This is a genomic window from Cupriavidus sp. GW823-FHT06D04, assembly GCF_058795055.1.
This window is the reverse complement of record NZ_JBXAHL010000010.1, coordinates 37,808-53,651: the sequence shown is the minus strand read 5'-3', so window position 1 is coordinate 53,651 and position 15,844 is coordinate 37,808. Positions and strand designations below refer to the sequence as shown.

Sequence of the window (15,844 nt, the reverse complement as noted above, 5' to 3'; positions counted from 1 at the left end):
AGACAACATGCAACGACAACACCAGGCACTGGCCATCGCGGCCCTGGCCACCCTGCTGGCAACCGGCGCCAACGCGCAGGACAGCACCAAGGCCCGCACGCCCAAGGGCAAGCCCGCCGCCGTCAGCGGCGCCGACATGAAGCACCTGATCGAGGATTCGTTCTCGTCGCGCGGCCCCGTCACGGTCGAGGGCGTGCTCAACCAGGACGGCATGCAGCAGGCCTGCAGCCAGTACCCGGACCGCACCAAGGTGCCGGCAAAGCTTGCCAGGAAGATCGAAGCCGCCGAGCTCAAGCAGGTGAAATACCCCGCCGAAGACAAATGGCTGGGCGACTGGAAGGAAGGCGAAAAGGTCGCCCAGAACGGCCGCGGCATGCAGTTCACCGACCAGGTCGGCGGCACCAACGGCGGCAATTGCTACGCCTGCCACCAGATGACCAAGGCCGAGATCTCGTTCGGCAATATCGGTCCGTCGCTGTACCAGTACGGCAAGCTGCGCGGCAACTCGCAGGAGGTCATCAAGTACACCTGGGGCAAGATCTGGGACTCCAGCGCCTACGCCGCCTGCTCCAACATGCCGCGCTTCGGCCACAAGGGCATCCTGACCGAAGCCCAGATCCGCGACGTGATGGCGCTGCTGCTCGACCCGGCCTCGCCGGTCAACCAGTAAGGCCGATGCGCGCGCCTGCCGTGTTGCTGCGCTGGCTGCTGGCTTTCAGCCTGGCCGGCGCTGCAGCAGGCGCGGCAGCGCTGGAGGTGGGCGACACCGTGCGCCTGCCCGACGTGCGCACGCTCGACGGCCGCACCCTCAGCGCCGCCGCGCTGGCCGGCAAGCCGCTGGTGGTCGAGTACTGGGCCTCGTGGTGCCCTTTCTGCGCGATGCAGAACCCGCGCCTGCAGAAGCTCCATGAACGCACGCGCGGCACGCCGCTGCAGGTGCTGACCATCAGCATCGACAAGGATCCACGCGAGGCCGCCGACTACATGAAGAAGCGCGGCTACACCTTCCCGGCGACGATGGATTCGCCCGCGCTGCAGGCCGTGTTCGGCAAGCGCAAGGGGCTGCCGGAGTTGTACGTGATCGACGCGCGTGGCCGCGTGGTGCAGAAGGAAGTGGGCGAAATGCTTGAAGACGACGTGGCGGCGCTGGAGCGGTACGCGCGGCCATAGCCAGGCGATGGCGGACGCTCGCGCCACGGGCCGACCGCCACCGCCAATTCCAGGAAGAGACATGAACCGACGCGAGTTCCTGCAGGTGCTGGCCATTGCCGGCGCCGGCGGCATGACATTCCCCCATCAAGACGCGCACGCCGCGCAGGCCGCCGAGGCCATGTACGACCTGCCGCGCTTTGGCAACGTCCACCTGCTGCATTTCACCGACTGCCATGCGCAACTGCGGCCGGTGTACTTCCGCGAACCCAATGTCAACCTTGGCATCGGCGACTATGCCGGCAAGCCGCCGCACCTGGTCGGCGACGCGCTGCTGCGCCAGTACGGCATCCGCCCCGGCACGCCGCAGGCGCATGCGTTCACCTACCTGGATTTCAACGAGGCCGCGCGCCGCTATGGCAAGGTCGGCGGGTTTGCGCACCTGGCCACGCTGGTGAAACGGCTGAAGGCGGGCCGGCCGGGCGCCTTGCTGCTGGACGGCGGCGATACCTGGCAGGGCTCGGCCACCGCGCTGTGGACCAAAGGCCAGGACATGGTCGATGCCGCACTGGCGCTGGGCGTGGACGTGATGACCCCGCACTGGGAAATGACCCTCGGCGCGGACCGCGTCAAGGAGATCGTCGACAAGGACTTCAAGGGCAAGGTCGCCTTCCTGGCGCAGAACATCAAGACCAACGATTTCGGCGATCCGGTGTTCGATCCGTATGTGATCCGCGAGATCAACGGCGTGCCGGTGGCCATCATCGGCCAAGCCTTCCCGTACACGCCCATTGCCAATCCGCGCTACTTCGTGCCGGACTGGACCTTCGGCATCCAGGAAGAGAACCTGCAGCAGGTCATCGACGCAGCGCGCGGCAAGGGCGCGCAGGCGGTGGTGCTGCTGTCCCACAACGGCATGGATGTGGACCTCAAGCTGGCCTCGCGCGTGCGCGGGCTCGACGCCATCCTGGGCGGCCACACCCATGACGGCATGCCGGCGCCGGTGCCGGTGAAGAATGCCGGCGGCACCACGCTGGTGACCAATGCCGGCTCCAACGGCAAGTTCCTCGGCGTGCTGGACTTTGACGTGAAGGGCGGCAAGGTCGCGGACTTCCGCTACCGGCTGCTGCCGGTGTTCGCCAACTACCTGCCGGCCGACCCTGCCATGGACGCGCTGATCAAGAAGGTTCGCGCGCCCTATGAGCAAAAACTGGGCGAAGTGCTGGCCGTCAACCGCGGCCTGCTGTACCGCCGCGGCAACTTCAACGGCACCTTCGACCAGCTGATCCTGGACGGCCTGATGCAGGCCCAGGGCGCGCAGATCGCGTTCTCGCCGGGCTTCCGCTGGGGCACCACGCTGCTGCCGGGCGAGGCCATCACCATGGAACACCTGATGGACCAGACCGCCATCACCTACCCGTACACCACGGTGACGCAAATGAGCGGCGAGACCATCAAGACCATCCTGGAAGACGTGGCCGACAACCTGTTCAACCCCGACCCGTACTACCAGCAGGGCGGCGACATGGTTCGCGTGGGTGGGCTGCAGTACACCATCGATCCGACCGCCGGCATGGGCAAGCGCATCAGCGACATGCGCCTGGGCGGCAAGCCGCTGGAAGCCGGCAAGACCTACAAGGTGGCGGGCTGGGCCCCGGTGGCCGAAGAGGCGCGCCAGGCCGGCGGCGCCCCGATCTGGGACGTGATGGCGCAGTGGCTGCGCAGCACGAAGGAAGTCAGCGCCCGCCCGCTGAACCTGCCGCGCGTGCGCGGCATGGACGGCAATCCGGGCATGGCAGCCTGATGTTGCACAGTGCCCTCATGCGCCGCCGCGAGGATTGAAGGGCGCCGCCGTATTACGCTACAATCAACCGCCACGGGCCGATAGCTCAGCTGGGAGAGCGCTGCGTTCGCAATGCAGAGGTCGGGAGTTCGATCCTCCTTCGGTCCACCAGATATCCCGCGCAAAAGCCCCGGAAAGCCAACGCTTTCCGGGGCTTTTGTGTTTCTGCCGCCTGCGCTGTCCGCCATCTCGCGCTGGCAGCCGCCATACGCTATCGTTGACCCCTCGGCACAGGCGTACGCGCCTTGTGCCGCCGTCAATCCACACCCGCCGGGGCCTTGTTCGATCCCATGCAAGCCAACAGGAAATCGGGCCACCCGCTGGCGATGTACCTGCGCTGGCAATCCTGAATCTCAAGAGACATCCATGAGCCACATCCTGCTGATCAACCCGAATACGTCGAGCGCCACCACGCAGATGATGGTTGAGATCGCGCGCGCCTGGTTCGCGCAGGCCATGGCCGCGCCGCCGGCCGTGGTCGGCGCGACGGTCACGCGCGGGGCGCCGATGATCATCGACGAAGACGATCTTGCCGTGGCCGCTGAGGCGATCTGCGATGCAGACATGCTGCGCCTGGCCGGCGGTGCCGACGGCGTGATCGTCGGCGCCTTCGGCGACCCCGGCATCGAGGCCCTGCGCGCGCACCTGTCGGTGCCGGTGGTGGGCATCGGCGAAGCCTCGATGCATGCGGCCGCGGCCGGGCGGCGGCGCTTCGGCATTGCCACCACCACGCCGCGGCTGGCGGCGTCGATCAGCGCCAGCGTGCGCCGGCAGGGGTTGGACGAACTCTTCACCGGCGCGCGCTTCACCGAGGGGGATCCGCGCGCGCTGGGCGGCACGCCGCAGCAGCAGGAAGACCTGCTGGCGGGCGCGGTCGATACCTGCATCCGCGCCGATGGCGCGCAAGCCGTGATCATCGGCGGCGGCCCGCTGGGCGAGGCCGCCCGGGTGCTGGGCCAGCGCTTTCCGATTCCGGTCATCGGCCCGGTGCCGGCCGCGTGCGAAGCCATGTCGCAGGCGCTGCGCTATTGTCCGGCGGCGTGAGCCGGCCCGTGGGGCCAACAAGGAGCGCGAGTGATCTGCCCGGCCGTGTGGATCGCGCCAGCGTGCAGGCGCGGGTAGGCTAGGCCACCCGGGTCGGCCGGCGGGCCTTCATCGCCGACGGCCGTACCTGTTGCAGCGCGCGCAGCGACTGCAGCGCGTCCTCGACCGCCTCGATGCCGTCGCGCAGGCGGCCGATGGCATAGCCAAGGCGGCTTTGCGCGTCGGCGTCAGGGGTGGAAAGGTTCTCTAATGCATCGACTTCCGCCTGCATCTGTCCGACCAGGCGGCGCAGCTGGGATGTGCTGTGCGAGGCAAGTGACCGAATCGCCATCGTTGGGTCCTCCTTGCAGTGTCCGGGTATGCCCGTCCTGTGTAACGGTAAAGGCGACACCAAAACTTCGCCAGCGCTGTTACGAAATCGGCACGGCAGCGCCGCCATGGCCCACTCTGCCCATCGCGGATGTTGGGCTATAGTCACCCGATGGAATCGGAACACAACCCTCTGCGGCCCGCCTCCGCCGGCCTGCCGGACGACGCCACCGCCGCCAGCCCGGCCGAGGCCGACGCGCGCCACCGGGCCGGCCGGCGCAGCACGCTGGTCAGCGTGGCCGTCAATATCGGCCTCACCGCCGCGCAGGCGGTGGCCGGCGTCATCTCTGGCTCGCAGGCGCTGATCGCCGACGCCGCGCATTCCCTCTCAGACCTGCTGTCCGACTTCGTGGTGCTGCTGGCCGGCTGGCAGAGCCGCAAGGACCCGGACGCCGACCACCAGTACGGCCACCTGCGCTTCGAGACCGCGGCGTCGCTGGCGCTCGGCGCGCTGCTGCTGGCGGTGGGCGCGGGCATGCTGTGGGCGGCAGTGGACAAATTGCAGCATCCGGCCAGCCTGCAGCCGGTGCAGCCGGTGGCCTTGTGGGTGGCGCTGGCCGCGCTGGTGTCCAAGGAGCTGCTGTTCCGCTACATGCTGGCGGTGGCGCGGCGCGTGCGCTCGGGCATGCTGGTGGCCAATGCGTGGCATGCGCGCTCGGATGCGGCCTCGTCGCTGGTGGTGGCACTGGGCATTGGCGGCAACCTGCTGGGTTACCACATGCTCGATCCGGTGGCGGCCATCGTGGTGGGGCTGATGGTGGCGCGCATGGGCCTGCGTTTCGGCTGGGATGCGCTCGACGACCTGATGGACCGCGCGGCCGACGAGGAGACCGTCGCGGAGATCCGCGCGACCATGCTGGGCACGCCCGGCGTGCTGGGCCTGCACGACCTGCGCACCCGCAAGATGGGCGACCAGGTGCTGGTGGACGTGCACCTGGAGATCGATGCCACGCTGACGGTGGCGCAGGGCCATGCCATCGCGGTCGAAGCCCGGCGCCGCGCCCTGGAACATCATCACGTGCTCAACGTGATGACCCACGTCGACCCCGTATACATGACCAGCCAGGCCAGCGCTGCCTGAGCCCGGCCTGTGGATATCTTCGCAGCTTGCTGGGGATAACCGCCCGGACAAGCTGTGCCCCGCCTGGGGGCGCCTTGTGGGACGTATACGGATAACTCCGGCACCGACGCCGCCGACGTATACGCGGCTGCCGGGCTATCCCGGAGAATCAGGGTTATCCCGGGGTGGTTATCTTTGCTGCAAGTCCCTGAGCCGAAAGGGAAAAGGTGACTTATCCACGGCCTGAAGCCTCGTTTACCTACTACTACTATGTTTACATATGTAAACAATATTAAAGACATAGGTAGGACCGTTGCGCTGTTCGCGGTGGCCTGACGTTTACGCGGGCATGGCCATGCGCCGGCGTATACCGGCGCCGCCAGCCGGCGCACGCGGACGTATAGCTGGCGCGCACCGGGTATACGTCCGCGCAACGCTAGCGCGGCACCTTGAAGGCCTTGCGCGCAGCCAGTACCTCGGCACGGGTCGTGCAGCCTTCCTGGTGGTCATTGACCAGGCCCATCGCCTGCATCAGCGCGTACATGGTGGTGGGACCGACAAAGCGCCAGCCGCGCTTCTTCAGGTCCTTTGACAGCGCGGTGGATTCCGGCGAGGTCGCCATGGTGCGCAGCACCTCGGGTGTCAGCACCCTGGGCCGGCTGGCCGGATCGGGTTCGAAGCGCCAGAAGTAGGCGGCCAGCGACGATTCCGTCTCCAGCAGTTCGCGGGCCCGCTGCGCATTGTTGATGGCCGCCTCGATCTTGCCGCGGTGGCGCACGATGCCGGCGTCGCCCAGCAGGCGAGCGATATCGCGCTCGCTGAAGCGCGCCACCTTCTCGATGTCGAAACTGGCAAACGCCTTGCGGAAGGCCTCGCGCTTGCGCAGGATGGTCAGCCAGCTCAGCCCAGACTGGAAGCCTTCCAGGCACAGCTTCTCGAACAGCCGGCGGTCATCGGCGACCGGGAATCCCCACTCGGTGTCGTGGTAGTGGCAATAGTCCTCCAGCGTGCCGCACCAGCCGCAGCGCACCGATGCTTCCTTCTTGCTTGTCATGGGTACCTGTTCCCTGTTGAAAGTCCCGGACGCCGGCCAGGCTCTCGCCGACCGGCGCATTTGCTGCGATCATGCCCGCACCTGAGAGATTGCGGAAGGCTGAAAATGGACATGCGATTGACAACCCTGGACGAAGACGGATGGGAGCTCGACGACGCCGAGCCCATCGCCGCCGCCCATCCCGATACCTTCTGGATGCCGCCGCGCGAGGAACGTGATGCACTCGCACCCGGCCAGCTGGTCAAGCTGATCTTCCGCATCCTGGTCGCCGACGAGGCGGGCAGCGAAGAGGTCCACGTCGAACGGATGTGGGTGATCGTCACCGGGCGCGAGGGTAGCCTTTACACCGGCGAGCTCGACAACCAGCCGTATTGCACCGAGGAGATGAACCCGGGCATGCCGCTGTGCTTCGAGGCGCGGCATGTGATCAATATCCACCGGGACGAGGACGAAGCCGGCTAGGGGGCCTGTCAGCGGACAACAAAAAAGAAAGCCAGCCTCGCGGCTGGCTTTCTTGCTGGGAACTGGCGCAGACGGCTCAGGCCAGCTTCTTGCCCGTACGGTCGTGCATGAACACCAGCGCGATAAAACTCACCACGGCAGCAGCGATCACGTAGTAAGCCGGCGCCAGCTTGTTCTGCGTCGACTCGATCAGCCACGTCACGATCAGCGGCGCAAAGCCGCCGAAGATGGTCACGGCGAAGTTGTAGGCCAGCGACAGCCCGGTGGAGCGCACCTCGGTCGGGAACTGCTCGGCCAGCACCGCCGGGGCCGGGCCGGTGAAGGCCGCCAGCAGGATGCCCAGCACGATCTGCACCTGCAGCAGCGTCTGCGTGCTCGGCGACACATTGAGCCAGTGGAACAGCGGATAGGCCAGCACGCCGATCAGCAGCGCCACGATGCCCAGCATGCGCTTGCGGCCCATGCGGTCCGACAGCATGCCCATCAGCGGGCACAGCACCAGGATGATGGCGCCGCACAGCGCGGTCGACTTGAAGGTCGCGCCCAGCGGCAGGCCCAACTGCTGCTTGGCGTACGACGGCATGTAGAACACCAGCACGTAGGTGCACACCGTCCACAGGATGGTCACGCCCAGGCCGGCCAGCACTTCGCGCGGGTGGTCGCGCAGCACCTGCGTGAGCGGCGAGAACTTGACCTTGGCCGCCTTGCGGGCGGCCTGGCGCGCCTCGAACTCGGGTGGCTCGTCCAGGTGCGAGCGGATATACATGCCGACCGGGCCGATCAGCAGGCCGAACAGGAACGGGATGCGCCAGCCCCAGGCATCGATCTGCTCGGGCGACAGGCCGTTGGTGACCAGCGCGCCCATGGCCGCGCCCAGCATGAAGGAGATGCCCTGGCTGGCCTGCTGCCAGCTGGCGTAGGCGCCGCGCTCCGCGTCGGGCGCGTGCTCGATCAGGAAGGCGGTGGCGCCGCCCACCTCGCCGCCGGCGGAGAAGCCCTGGATCAGGCGCGCCAGCACGATCAGCGCCGGTGCCCACAGACCGATCTGGTCGTAGGTCGGGGCCAGGCCGATGATGGCCGTACCCAGCGCCATCAGCAGGATGGTCAGCGTCAGTGCCGCCTTGCGGCCCACGCGGTCGGCGTAGACGCCGAGCACGATGGCGCCGACCGGGCGCATGAAAAAGCCCACGCCGAAGGTGGCGACGGTCAGCAGGAACGAGGTCAGGTCATCGCCGGTCGGGAAGAACAGCTTGGCGATGATGACGGCAAAGAAGCTGTAGACGGTGAAGTCGAACCATTCCAGGCCGTTGCCGATAGTGGCGGCGATGATCGCCTTTCGTCGGGTGGCGGCGGAAATGTCGGGGATGGGGGCGGTAGTCGCGGTCATGAAGCGTCGGAAATGCAGGGAAACCGCAATGTTAAGCGATTCCTTAATTTTCGATCCGCCCCTGATCCGCTGTGAACGCGCTCAGAAGCTGGCCGCCAGCCCCAGCGAGACGCCCGACACGTTGTTGCCGAACACATAGCGCACCACCGCCCGGATCCGCGTGACAAAGACCTCGTGTGCGCTGGTGTCCAGTTCCAGCCCGGTGCCGAGCGTGGTCAGGTAGTTGAAGCCGAGGATGCCGGCTTGGCTGCCGAGGTAGTGTGAATGGGATAGTTCAAGCACGTACCGCACCGGCCGGTCGAACGCGTGCATCCCGGTCGGCGCCCGCCAGCGCGCCCACAGGTTGGCGGTCTGCGCCGTGGCCGTGCCCGTCACCGAGCTGGTCGTGCCGCCGAAGCTCTGCAGGTGGATATTGGTGTAGCGCAGTTCCACGTCGATCTCATAGTTCTCGCGGTAGTGCTCCCAGTCCAGCATCACCGAGCCGCCCAGCCCGTAGGCGTTCAGGCTGCCGCCGTCGAGGAAGTTGATCTGGCGGTCGGTGACCTGCTCGACCGCGAACTTGCCGATTGACAGGTCGCTGGAGACATTGCCCAGCGAGGCGTTGAAGATGGGCCGGAACACCAGTTCCTTGTTGGCCGTCAGCGGAAAGTCCCAGCCCACGCCGATGGTGCCGGAAAAGGTGTTCCAGCGGGTCGGGATGGCGCGGGACTCGGCGCCATTGGTGGCAACGAAGGTGGGATCGTAGCGGCTGTAGGCGATGGCGCCTTCCAGGTAGAGCGGGAACGACTTGCTGATCGTGAAGCCGCCGCCCAGCTGCGACATGACGATGCCGGGATCGTTGGTGCTGGTGTTGTTGATCGACAGCGAGCTGGAGGTAAGGTCCGGCACCACCGAGTACGCCATCAGCGACAGCACCGCGTTGGCGTGCCGCTGCACATTGGCCCCGGCCAGGCGCAGTCCGGGCGTGCCCTGGGCATGTGCCGCGCCGGCGGCCAGCAGCGCCGCCGCGCCCGTGGCGGCCAGGGCCGCCCGCCAAAGAGGCCGCGAGCGGCGGCTTGGCGCGGGGTGGAACCGGCGGTGTCGCTGGCGTGCGGACATGGACAATCTCTGTGCAGTCGGTGCCGGTGCGCGCTGCAGTGCGGCATGCGGCGGTCTCCCGCGCATTCTAGCGACGCAGGATAGGGTGGGAGCGTCGCGCGAAATCTTTCAGATCGGACTGTTGCCGCCTTACATCGGCGCGGCGGCGCCGGTCAGCCGGCAGGATGGCGCCGGGTTGACGGCCTGGAGGGTGAGGCAGGCGGGGAGGGCGGCGTAGCCGGCATGGCCGGACAGGCGGGCGCCGGCCGGCGGCGCATGAGCCACAGCAGCAGGGCACTGGCGGCCCAGCCGGTCACGAACACGGTGTCGCCGGCATGGTTCAGCCAGGCTGCCGCCGAGGGCGTGCCGGCCAGGGATGCCAGCAAGCCGGCCGGCAGGCGCGCCAGGATCCACAGGGCGACGGCGGGCACGCTGCCGTAGACGCCCGGTTGCCACCAGTGGGCCAGGAAGGGAGGGTGCCGCCCGGGGCGGCGCGGGATGCGCGGTACCACCGAAGTCTCCGGCCACACATGGCGCGCGGGGCGTGCCGGTGGCATCAAGGCGTTGCAGGACCCCGCCGGATGACACCGCCGGCGGACTCACGGTTGCATCATAGGCTGATCGCCCCTGGCTGCGCTGCCGGTGCCCCAGGCGCTGTGTGCGCCACGCCACGCTGAGTCCGGCCGTTCAACTTTTTTGCACGATGTGTCCGCAAATGGCGCCCGTGCCGAGCTCGGATATTTGCCAAACTGGATGCAGGTACACAAACAGTTTGAAGGTGGTCCCGCCATGCTTCCCTCGCTTTATATTTCCCACGGTTCCCCGATGCTCGCCATCGACCCCGGCCCCACCGGCGCCGCCTTCGATGCGCTGGGCGGGCAGTTGCGCGCCCGGCGCCCGCGCGCGGTGCTGGTGATCTCGGCGCACTGGATCTACAGCACGCTGGCTGTCACCAGCCGCGAGCGCCAGGAAGCCTGGCACGACTTTGGCGGCTTCCCGCGCGAGCTGTATGCACTGCGCTACGACGCCCCGGGCTCGCCGGCGCTGGCCGAGCGGGTCAAGGCCCTGGTCGAGGCGGCGGCCGTCCCCGGCGCCGGGTTTGTCGGCCAGGACGACGAGCGCCCGCTGGACCATGGCGCCTGGATGCCGATGCGCCACTTCTTCCCGGATGCCGACGTGCCGGTGGTGCAGCTGGCGCTGAACCCCTACCTGTCGCCCGCCACGCAGATCGAGATCGGCCGCGCGCTGGCCCCGCTGCGCGACGAGGGCGTGCTGGTGCTGGCGTCCGGCAGCTTCACGCACAACCTGCAGGAAGTGTTTGGCGGCGGCCGGCGCGACCAGCATGGGCCGCAGGCCGAGCCGTATGTGGAAGCCTTCCGCGGCTGGATGACGGATGCCCTGGACGAGGCCCTGGCCACCGGCGATACCGGCCGTATTGCCGACTACCGCGCCCAGGCGCCATATGCGCGCCGCGCGCACCCGACCGACGAGCACCTGCTGCCGCTCTTCGTGGCGCTGGGCGCGGCGTTGGGGCCGCAGGCTGCCAGGGGCGCAGGAGCGGCGCCGGCCAGCGTGTCGCGGGTTGCCGATGAAGTGACCTATGGCGTGCTCGCCATGGACAGCTTCGTGTTCGAGGGCCTAGGCGCCGGCGCGCCGCTGCGCGCGGCCGCCTGATGCCTTACCGCTCGGCCGCGGCCTGCGCCGCCGGCGTGCCGGCGCGCGCCGGCAGGTAGCGCCGTGCCGAGCGCGCGCCCGCCAGCGCAATCCAGCCCATGGTCAGCGCCACCAGCGCCAGCCCGATGCGCAGGTTGGCCAGGTGCGCCACCCCACCGATCAGCACCGGCCCCAGCAGCAGCCCCAGGTAGGCAAAGCGCGCCACGCGCGAAATTGCTTCGGCCGGCGCCACGCCCGGCAGCCGCGACGCGGCAACGAAGAAGATCGGCACCATATTGGCCGCGCCCAGCCCCATCAGCGTAAAGCCCGCCAGCGCAGCCAGCGGAAGCGGCACCAGCAGCGCCAGCGCGATGCCGCCAAAGCCCAGCCAGGCACTGCCAGTCAGCGTGGCGCCGTCGCCCAAGCGCGCGCGCAGGCGGTCGCCGCCGAAGCGTCCGCACGCCATCCCGCCCGAGAACGCGGCGTAGCCCAGGCTGATCCAGCCATCGGGCGCCTGCGCCACGTCGCGCATATAGACGCTGGTCCAGTCGTACATCGCGCCCTCGCCGATCAGCCCGAGGAAGGCCAGCAGCCCCAGCAGCCACAGCGCGCGCACCGCATGGTCGCGATGGTGGGCCGCCGATGGCAGCACCGGATGATCCGCCAGCAGCCCGGGCAGCGTACCGAGCGCCACCGTCGCGGTCACGCCCGCCATCATCGCCGCATGCGCCAGCGGCGCCACGCCCAGCGACAGCATCAGGCCGCCCGCGCCCGCACCCGCCATGCCGCCCAGGCTGAACATGCCGTGCAGCGCCGACATCACGGGCCGCGTGCGGCCGGCCTCGACCGTGGCGGCCTGCGCGTTCATGGCGACATCAAAGGCCGCATTGGCCATGCCGAACGCCGCCAGCGCGGGCAGCAGCAGCCAGAACGACGGCATCGCCAGGATCGCCACCGTGGCCAGCGCGAACAGCAGCCCGCCCGTCATCGACGCCCGTGCGCTGCCCGCACGTGCCACCCAGCGCCCGACGGGGCCCATCGCCAGGATGGCGCCGCCGGCCACGGCCATCATCGCCAGCGAGAGCATGGCGTCGGACAGGCCGAAGCGTGCCTTGATGGTGGGGATATGCACGCCCCACGTGGCAAAGGTGGCGCCATTGACGAAGAAAAGCGCCATGGTGCCGCGCGTGGCGCGCGACACCGCGGCCGGCAAGGGCGCGGAGGCGGTCGGGGAATGCGGATCAGGCATGGGAGGGTGCGGCAGGCGGCGCAGCGGTGCCCCTGCAAAAGCCGTCATTGTCCCGCATCGGCGTGGGGCGGGCATGACAGCACCGCACTAGCGCTACCGGCTGGCGGCATCCACGCGCAGCAGCCCGCGTCGGTGCAGCGCGTAGCCGAAGGCCAGCAGCGCGCCCAGCGCCAGCGCCACCATCACCCACAGCATCAGCCAGTAGCCGCCGGCGGCACGCCACAGCAGCGCGCCCAGCCACGGCGCGGCGGCCTGCATCAGCAGCACCGGCGTCATCATCAGCCCGTTGAGCGTGGCGTAGTGATGGCGCGAGATCAGTTCCGGCATAGCCATCGCACGCAGCATGGTGTTGACGCCATTGGCGCAGCCGTACAGCACCGCGGCCACCATCAGCCAGGCGCCGTGCCCCAGCGCAAAGCACAGCAGCCCGGCGCCCATCAGCGCATAGACCGGCAGCGACAGCCGCACCGGGTGGCGCACCCCCGCGCGCATCATCAGCATGCGGCCCGCCACCTGGGCCGGGCCGATCAGCGCGGCGACCACCAGTTGCTGCGCCACCGGCATTCCCTTTTCGGTCAGCATCGGGATCAGGTGCGCGCCCAGCAGCGAGGCCACCACGGCGGTCGCGGTAAAGGCCAGCACCACCGCCCAGAACACCGGCTGGCGCAGCGTGGCGCGTGCAATGTCGCGGCTGCCGGCCTGGCCGTCGGCGGGGGTCATGCCGGTGTAGGTGGGATGCAGCGCGTAGCGCATGCGCGCGTGCAGCGGCGCGCAGACCAGCAGGTTGAGCGCGGCAAAGCCGATCAGCGTCGGGCGCCAGCCCAGATGGATCACCAGCCATTGCGCCAGCGGCACGAAGATCGTGCTGGCAAAGCCGGCCATCAGCGTGACTACCACGATCGGCTTCTGGTACTGGTCGCCATAGGCCTGGCGCAGCACCACGAAGGCGGGCTCGTACAGTGTGGTCGCCATGGCCAGCCCGATCGGCACCCACATCAGCAGGAACACCGGCTGCGATGGCGTCCATGCCCACAGCAGCAGGCCCAGCCCGGCCAGCACCGAGCCCGCGCCCATCACCTTGCGCGCTGGTGCGCGGTCCAGCAGCCGCCCCACCGCGAACGAGCACAGCGCCCATACCAGCAGCCCCAGCGAATAGCCGCCCGCCAGGAAGGGCTTGGACCAGCCCAGGCTGCGGATCATGGGGTCGATGAAAACAGTGAAGGCGAAGAACAGCGTGCCCCAGGAGATGGTCTCGGTCAGGCCGAGGATCCAGACCAGCCGGCGCGGCGGCGTGGCGGGGTGCGCGGGTCCGGTGCGTGCCGGGCTGGCGTCTGGGTCTGTGCTGGCGGCGTCCGCGTCGGAGCTGGCTTCCAATGTTGTCATGGCGGGCCCGGCGGGGGTGGTCGCCATGGGTGGCGGCGCGTGGGGCCAGTCGGAAATTGTAGCGATCCCGCGCGCACCCTGCGCGCGGGGTGCCGTGGGGGGGCGCGCGTTACTGTGCGGTCACCGGCGCGGGCGGTCCCTTGAGCTCGACCACGTTGCCGTCCGGATCGCTCACATAGAGCGACGGTCCCTTGCCTTCGGCGCCGAAGCGCTGCGCCACCTCGCCGGCCTGCACGCCATGCCGTGCCAGTTGCGCCCGCACCGCGTCGGCATCGAACGGGTCGATGCGCAGGCAGAAATGGTCCAGGTTGCGGCCCTGCGCACCCGGTCCCGCGCCGCCGGCGCGGCCGAGCGGGCCGTCGAGCGCGACCAGGTCGATCAGCCCGCTGCCCGCGCGCAGCTGCGTCAGGCCCAGTTCGGTTTGCTCGCGCTCCACGCTGCAGCCCAGCACCTCGACATAAAAGCGCCGCAGCGCGTCCACGTCGGGGCTGCGCAGTACCAGGTGGTCGATGCCCAGGATGCGGAACATGGCGGCCTCAGTGGTGCAGCCCGTCGTAGTCGATGACCTTCAGGCTGTCCAGGTCGACATTGTCCAGGCAGCGCACATTGACCGCGGCCATCGGCTTGCCGTCCTTGTCCTGCCCGTCCGCATACGGGCCGCAGCCGCACACGGGGCAGAAGCGGTGCGCGATCTTCATGGTGTTGAAGCGGTAGGTGGAGGCATTGCTCTCCGGCGTTTCCAGCTTGAACGTCGCGCGCGGCACGAACCACAGCAGGTGGCCGCGCCGGCGGCAGATCGAGCAGTTGCAGCGGATCACGCTGGGGATGCTGTCGGCCTCCACTTCGAAGGCAATGGCACCGCAGTGGCAGCTTCCGTGGAAAGTCATGTCGTCTCCTTGTTGTCGGTCCGGCGTGCCCGCTAAATATCGGGAATCAGTCGTTTGCCCAGGCTGACCGCCTCGTCGGGCGCATAGCCCAGCTTGTCGTAGAAATCGATCACGGCGCGGTTGCCTGCGCGTACCAGCAAGTTGATCTTGGGACAGCCCCGCTCGATCAGCAGCTGTTCGGCATGCGCCATCAGCATGCGCCCGTACCCCTTGCCCTGCAGGCCGGGCTGTACCGCCAGATAGTAGACCCAGCCGCGATGCCCGTCGAACCCCACCATGGCAGTGGCGACGGGATGGCCGTCGATGTCACCGACCAGGAACAGTTCAGGTTGCTCGGTCAGCTTGCGCGCGATATCGCGCTGCGGGTCGTTCCACGGACGGGTCAGGCCGCAGGCCTGCCACAAGGCAATGACGCAGGATTGGTCTTCCGGTCGGAAAGGACGGATCAGCATGCTTGGTGGTGCGCCGCAATATGCCGGCACATTGTTAGCTTTTTGACAGTGTATCGCCGCTGCGGGTGCCACAATGCCTGCAAAACATGACGAGACGATGCGCGGCCATCGCGCACGCTCCCACAACAGGAGACCCGCATGAGCGACATCCACGCGCCTGCACGCGCCACCTTCAGCCATATGGAACACGGCACCCGCGAAGACTGGGCCGCCATCTCCGCCGAGTTCATGCCATTCGCGCGGGCGCTGCCGGAGCGTGTGCTGGCGCACCTGCGCCTGCTGGATGGCGATTACGGCGGCTTCCCCGTGGACCGGCTCACGCATTCGCTGCAGGCCGCGACGCTGGCGCACCGCGACGGCCAGGACGAGGAATACGTGGTCTGCGCGCTGCTGCACGATATCGGCGATACGCTCGGCAGCTTCAACCATCCCGATATCGCCGCCGCCATCCTCAAGCCATTCGTCAGCCCCGAGAACCTGTGGATGGTGGAAAAGCACGGCGTGTTCCAGGGCTACTACTTCTTCCATCACCTCGGCCTGGACCGCAACCTGCGCGAGCAGTACCGCAGCCAGCCCGAACTGTTCGAGCGCACCGCGGAGTTCTGCCGCAAGTACGACGGTGCCGCCTTCATGACGGACTACGACACGCTGCCGCTGTCGTTCTTCGAGCCGATGGTGCGGCGCGTGCTGGCGCAACCGCGCAACTCGATGTATGTGAAGCCGGGAGAAGCGACGCTGGCACAGCCCTGAAAGCACAACGGCCTCGCTTCATGCG

The 15,844-nt window shown here is 68.4% G+C and carries 18 protein-coding genes and 1 tRNA gene; 9 read left to right on the top strand and 10 right to left on the bottom strand.

Annotated elements, in window-relative coordinates; translation table 11 throughout:
• Positions 1–7: 7 nt before the first annotated feature.
• The 5 genes from soxX to AC1Q7H_RS14990 all read left to right on the top strand — a co-directional run bounded on the left by soxX (position 8) and on the right by AC1Q7H_RS14990 (position 4,036).
• A complete protein-coding gene (soxX, locus tag AC1Q7H_RS15010) occupies positions 8–670 on the top strand; it encodes a sulfur oxidation c-type cytochrome SoxX (protein WP_013958315.1) in 663 nt (220 codons plus the stop codon).
• Positions 671–675: 5 nt separating this feature from the next.
• Positions 676–1,170, top strand: coding sequence for a TlpA family protein disulfide reductase (locus tag AC1Q7H_RS15005; RefSeq protein WP_013958314.1), 495 nt, complete (start codon positions 676–678; stop codon positions 1,168–1,170).
• A gap of 61 nt (positions 1,171–1,231) precedes the next feature.
• Entirely contained in the window at positions 1,232–2,953 is a 1,722-nt protein-coding gene (soxB, locus tag AC1Q7H_RS15000; protein WP_492381421.1) for a thiosulfohydrolase SoxB, read from the top strand.
• Between the two features lie 74 nt (positions 2,954–3,027).
• Positions 3,028–3,103 (top strand) — tRNA-Ala (locus tag AC1Q7H_RS14995).
• Positions 3,104–3,358: 255 nt separating this feature from the next.
• On the top strand, positions 3,359–4,036 hold the full coding sequence (locus tag AC1Q7H_RS14990; RefSeq protein WP_153954257.1) for an aspartate/glutamate racemase family protein: 678 nt from the start codon (positions 3,359–3,361) through the stop codon (positions 4,034–4,036).
• 79 nt (positions 4,037–4,115) lie between these two features.
• Here the strand turns inward: AC1Q7H_RS14990 and AC1Q7H_RS14985 are convergent, their stop codons facing one another.
• Entirely contained in the window at positions 4,116–4,367 is a 252-nt protein-coding gene (locus AC1Q7H_RS14985; RefSeq protein WP_010813430.1) for a hypothetical protein, read from the bottom strand.
• Positions 4,368–4,517: 150 nt separating this feature from the next.
• Between AC1Q7H_RS14985 and AC1Q7H_RS14980 the strand changes: the two genes are divergently transcribed.
• The gene (locus AC1Q7H_RS14980) at positions 4,518–5,486 is read left to right on the top strand and encodes a cation diffusion facilitator family transporter (protein ID WP_153954258.1); all 969 of its coding nucleotides are present in this window, start codon (positions 4,518–4,520) and stop codon (positions 5,484–5,486) included.
• A gap of 415 nt (positions 5,487–5,901) precedes the next feature.
• On the opposite strand, the gene AC1Q7H_RS14975 is transcribed toward AC1Q7H_RS14980, so the two are convergent.
• On the bottom strand, positions 5,902–6,519 hold the full coding sequence (locus AC1Q7H_RS14975) for a DNA-3-methyladenine glycosylase I (protein WP_153954259.1): 618 nt from the start codon (positions 6,517–6,519) through the stop codon (positions 5,902–5,904).
• A gap of 105 nt (positions 6,520–6,624) precedes the next feature.
• Between AC1Q7H_RS14975 and AC1Q7H_RS14970 the strand changes: the two genes are divergently transcribed.
• Entirely contained in the window at positions 6,625–6,981 is a 357-nt protein-coding gene (locus AC1Q7H_RS14970) for a hypothetical protein (RefSeq protein WP_013958309.1), read from the top strand.
• Between the two features lie 76 nt (positions 6,982–7,057).
• On the opposite strand, the gene AC1Q7H_RS14965 is transcribed toward AC1Q7H_RS14970, so the two are convergent.
• From AC1Q7H_RS14965 to AC1Q7H_RS14955, 3 genes are all read right to left on the bottom strand, one after another.
• A complete protein-coding gene (locus AC1Q7H_RS14965) occupies positions 7,058–8,368 on the bottom strand; it encodes an MFS transporter (RefSeq protein ID WP_013958307.1) in 1,311 nt (436 codons plus the stop codon).
• A gap of 81 nt (positions 8,369–8,449) precedes the next feature.
• Entirely contained in the window at positions 8,450–9,466 is a 1,017-nt protein-coding gene (locus AC1Q7H_RS14960) for a hypothetical protein (protein WP_249221210.1), read from the bottom strand.
• Positions 9,467–9,618: 152 nt separating this feature from the next.
• Entirely contained in the window at positions 9,619–10,002 is a 384-nt protein-coding gene (locus AC1Q7H_RS14955) for a hypothetical protein (protein WP_211980398.1), read from the bottom strand.
• A 232-nt stretch (positions 10,003–10,234) separates the two neighbouring features.
• Here AC1Q7H_RS14955 and AC1Q7H_RS14950 point away from each other — a divergent pair, with 232 nt between their 5' ends.
• Positions 10,235–11,119 (top strand): DODA-type extradiol aromatic ring-opening family dioxygenase, encoded by an 885-nt coding sequence (locus tag AC1Q7H_RS14950; RefSeq protein WP_013958304.1) that lies wholly within the window; start codon positions 10,235–10,237, stop codon positions 11,117–11,119.
• Positions 11,120–11,123: 4 nt separating this feature from the next.
• Here the strand turns inward: AC1Q7H_RS14950 and AC1Q7H_RS14945 are convergent, their stop codons facing one another.
• The 5 genes from AC1Q7H_RS14945 to AC1Q7H_RS14925 form a co-directional block, all read right to left on the bottom strand.
• Positions 11,124–12,347: an MFS transporter gene (locus tag AC1Q7H_RS14945; RefSeq protein WP_492381420.1), complete on the bottom strand. Its 1,224-nt coding sequence runs from the start codon at positions 12,345–12,347 to the stop codon at positions 11,124–11,126.
• A 93-nt stretch (positions 12,348–12,440) separates the two neighbouring features.
• On the bottom strand, positions 12,441–13,757 hold the full coding sequence (locus tag AC1Q7H_RS14940; protein ID WP_371827380.1) for an MFS transporter: 1,317 nt from the start codon (positions 13,755–13,757) through the stop codon (positions 12,441–12,443).
• Positions 13,758–13,839: 82 nt separating this feature from the next.
• Positions 13,840–14,259: a VOC family protein gene (locus tag AC1Q7H_RS14935; RefSeq protein ID WP_013958301.1), complete on the bottom strand. Its 420-nt coding sequence runs from the start codon at positions 14,257–14,259 to the stop codon at positions 13,840–13,842.
• Between the two features lie 7 nt (positions 14,260–14,266).
• Complete coding sequence (locus AC1Q7H_RS14930) at positions 14,267–14,617, bottom strand: GFA family protein (protein WP_013958300.1); 351 nt, start codon at positions 14,615–14,617, stop codon at positions 14,267–14,269.
• Positions 14,618–14,649: 32 nt separating this feature from the next.
• Positions 14,650–15,069, bottom strand: a complete 420-nt coding sequence (locus AC1Q7H_RS14925; protein ID WP_041228224.1) for a GNAT family acetyltransferase — start codon at positions 15,067–15,069, stop codon at positions 14,650–14,652.
• Positions 15,070–15,207: 138 nt separating this feature from the next.
• Here AC1Q7H_RS14925 and AC1Q7H_RS14920 point away from each other — a divergent pair, with 138 nt between their 5' ends.
• Positions 15,208–15,819 carry an HD domain-containing protein gene (locus AC1Q7H_RS14920; protein WP_211980396.1) on the top strand — a complete coding sequence of 204 codons (612 nt, stop codon included), beginning with the start codon at positions 15,208–15,210 and terminating at the stop codon, positions 15,817–15,819.
• Positions 15,820–15,844 lie beyond the last annotated feature (25 nt).

Bases quoted from the DNA above. Each gene is read 5' to 3' on its own strand.
- AC1Q7H_RS14950 (WP_013958304.1), top strand. From the start codon at position 10,235: ATGCTTCCCTCGCTTTATATTTCCCACGGTTCCCCGATGCTCGCCATC.
- AC1Q7H_RS14960 (WP_249221210.1), bottom strand. From the start codon at position 9,466: ATGTCCGCACGCCAGCGACACCGCCGGTTCCACCCCGCGCCAAGCCGC.
- AC1Q7H_RS14970 (WP_013958309.1), top strand. From the start codon at position 6,625: ATGGACATGCGATTGACAACCCTGGACGAAGACGGATGGGAGCTCGAC.
- AC1Q7H_RS14990 (WP_153954257.1), top strand. From the start codon at position 3,359: ATGAGCCACATCCTGCTGATCAACCCGAATACGTCGAGCGCCACCACG.
- AC1Q7H_RS14940 (WP_371827380.1), bottom strand. From the start codon at position 13,757: ATGGCGACCACCCCCGCCGGGCCCGCCATGACAACATTGGAAGCCAGC.
- AC1Q7H_RS14975 (WP_153954259.1), bottom strand. From the start codon at position 6,519: ATGACAAGCAAGAAGGAAGCATCGGTGCGCTGCGGCTGGTGCGGCACG.
- AC1Q7H_RS14965 (WP_013958307.1), bottom strand. From the start codon at position 8,368: ATGACCGCGACTACCGCCCCCATCCCCGACATTTCCGCCGCCACCCGA.
- AC1Q7H_RS14980 (WP_153954258.1), top strand. From the start codon at position 4,518: ATGGAATCGGAACACAACCCTCTGCGGCCCGCCTCCGCCGGCCTGCCG.
- AC1Q7H_RS14985 (WP_010813430.1), bottom strand. From the start codon at position 4,367: ATGGCGATTCGGTCACTTGCCTCGCACAGCACATCCCAGCTGCGCCGC.
- AC1Q7H_RS14920 (WP_211980396.1), top strand. From the start codon at position 15,208: ATGAGCGACATCCACGCGCCTGCACGCGCCACCTTCAGCCATATGGAA.
- AC1Q7H_RS14945 (WP_492381420.1), bottom strand. From the start codon at position 12,347: ATGCCTGATCCGCATTCCCCGACCGCCTCCGCGCCCTTGCCGGCCGCG.
- AC1Q7H_RS14925 (WP_041228224.1), bottom strand. From the start codon at position 15,069: ATGCTGATCCGTCCTTTCCGACCGGAAGACCAATCCTGCGTCATTGCC.
- AC1Q7H_RS14935 (WP_013958301.1), bottom strand. From the start codon at position 14,259: ATGTTCCGCATCCTGGGCATCGACCACCTGGTACTGCGCAGCCCCGAC.
- soxB (WP_492381421.1), top strand. From the start codon at position 1,232: ATGAACCGACGCGAGTTCCTGCAGGTGCTGGCCATTGCCGGCGCCGGC.
- AC1Q7H_RS14930 (WP_013958300.1), bottom strand. From the start codon at position 14,617: ATGACTTTCCACGGAAGCTGCCACTGCGGTGCCATTGCCTTCGAAGTG.
- soxX (WP_013958315.1), top strand. From the start codon at position 8: ATGCAACGACAACACCAGGCACTGGCCATCGCGGCCCTGGCCACCCTG.
- AC1Q7H_RS15005 (WP_013958314.1), top strand. From the start codon at position 676: ATGCGCGCGCCTGCCGTGTTGCTGCGCTGGCTGCTGGCTTTCAGCCTG.
- AC1Q7H_RS14955 (WP_211980398.1), bottom strand. From the start codon at position 10,002: ATGCCACCGGCACGCCCCGCGCGCCATGTGTGGCCGGAGACTTCGGTG.